Source organism: Streptomyces malaysiensis subsp. samsunensis (genome assembly GCF_024519315.1).
Taxonomy (GTDB): domain Bacteria; phylum Actinomycetota; class Actinomycetes; order Streptomycetales; family Streptomycetaceae; genus Streptomyces; species Streptomyces malaysiensis.
In genome coordinates this window covers 1-1,002 of sequence record NZ_JANIIC010000226.1, presented here as the reverse complement: position 1 = coordinate 1,002, position 1,002 = coordinate 1, and the positions used below count along the sequence as shown (strand labels likewise).

Annotated in this window: 2 protein-coding genes; both read right to left on the bottom strand. The window is 67.6% G+C overall.

The window, feature by feature from the left end:
* Positions 1-71: 71 nt before the first annotated feature.
* Complete coding sequence (locus tag NQU54_RS48615) at positions 72-470, bottom strand: hypothetical protein (RefSeq protein WP_257636665.1); 399 nt, start codon at positions 468-470, stop codon at positions 72-74.
* Positions 467-1,002, bottom strand: a 536-nt coding sequence (locus NQU54_RS48610) for a transposase (RefSeq protein WP_257636664.1), incomplete at its 5' end; no start/stop codon positions are given. The genes NQU54_RS48615 and NQU54_RS48610, both read right to left, overlap by 4 nt.

The window sequence follows — 1,002 nt, the reverse complement described above, 5'->3', positions numbered from 1 at the left end:
AGGGGTCGGTTCGTGAGGTGATGTCCGTTTCTGGGCGAGGGTTGCGTCAGGGATGCTGGTCGTGGCGGTGACTATTGCTTCCTGGCGAAGCTGCCCATGTCGGCTTCAGTGAGGACGCCGAGTTTGACCAGACGCTTGAGCTTGGCTCGGATGCCCTCGACATTCTTGGGCAGGAGTTCGTGGCCGAGAGACTGGCAGACGTCCTTGGCCCGCAGTGGCCCCGTGGCCTCGTTGAAAACGGTGAGGATGCGGGCGTAGTCCGGATGCTCGGGCAGTTCCGGCGGGGAGGCGGGGATCCGGTCGGCGAGGCTGGTGACCGTCTTGCGGGTGATCGCGAGGTGCTCGAGGTGTGTCTCGGCCTCCCGCAGCCGGGTCTGCAGGCCCTCGATCTGCCTTCGCAGGTCGTCGGCCTGGGCCCGGGCGGCTTCCTCCTGGATGTCCAGTGCCTGAAGGAGAGGCTGGATATTCACGCGGCCACCGCCGCTTCGCGCCAGGTGGGGTCGTTCGCGCCGGTGAGGCGCCGGACCATCACATGGGTCATAGCCCAGTAGACGCGGGAGGACGAAGAGGAAGGGAGGTGTTCGTAGTCGCGGACCAGGCGCCGGTGCAGTATCAGGATCCCGTAGGTCTGCTCGACCCTCCACCGCTTCGGCTGCGGGACGAACCCCTTGTGCTGCGGGTCGCGTTGGACGATCTCCACGTCGATGCCGAGGCCGGCTCCGTGTGTGACGACCTGGGTCTTGAAGCCCTGGTCCACCAGAGCCTTGCTGACGGTGCCGCCGGCGTTCACGGCAACCTCGCTCAGCAGGGCGATGCCCGCGGTGTTGTCGTGGACGTTCGCGGCGAGGACGACGACCGCGATGACCAAGCCGAGGACGTCCACGGCCAGACCACGCTTGCGGCCCGGCACCCGCTTGGCCGGATCGTGGCCGGTCGTGGCGGCGGGGACTCCAGCGGCCACGTGGACACTCTGGGTGTCCAGCACCACCAGGGTCGGGTCCT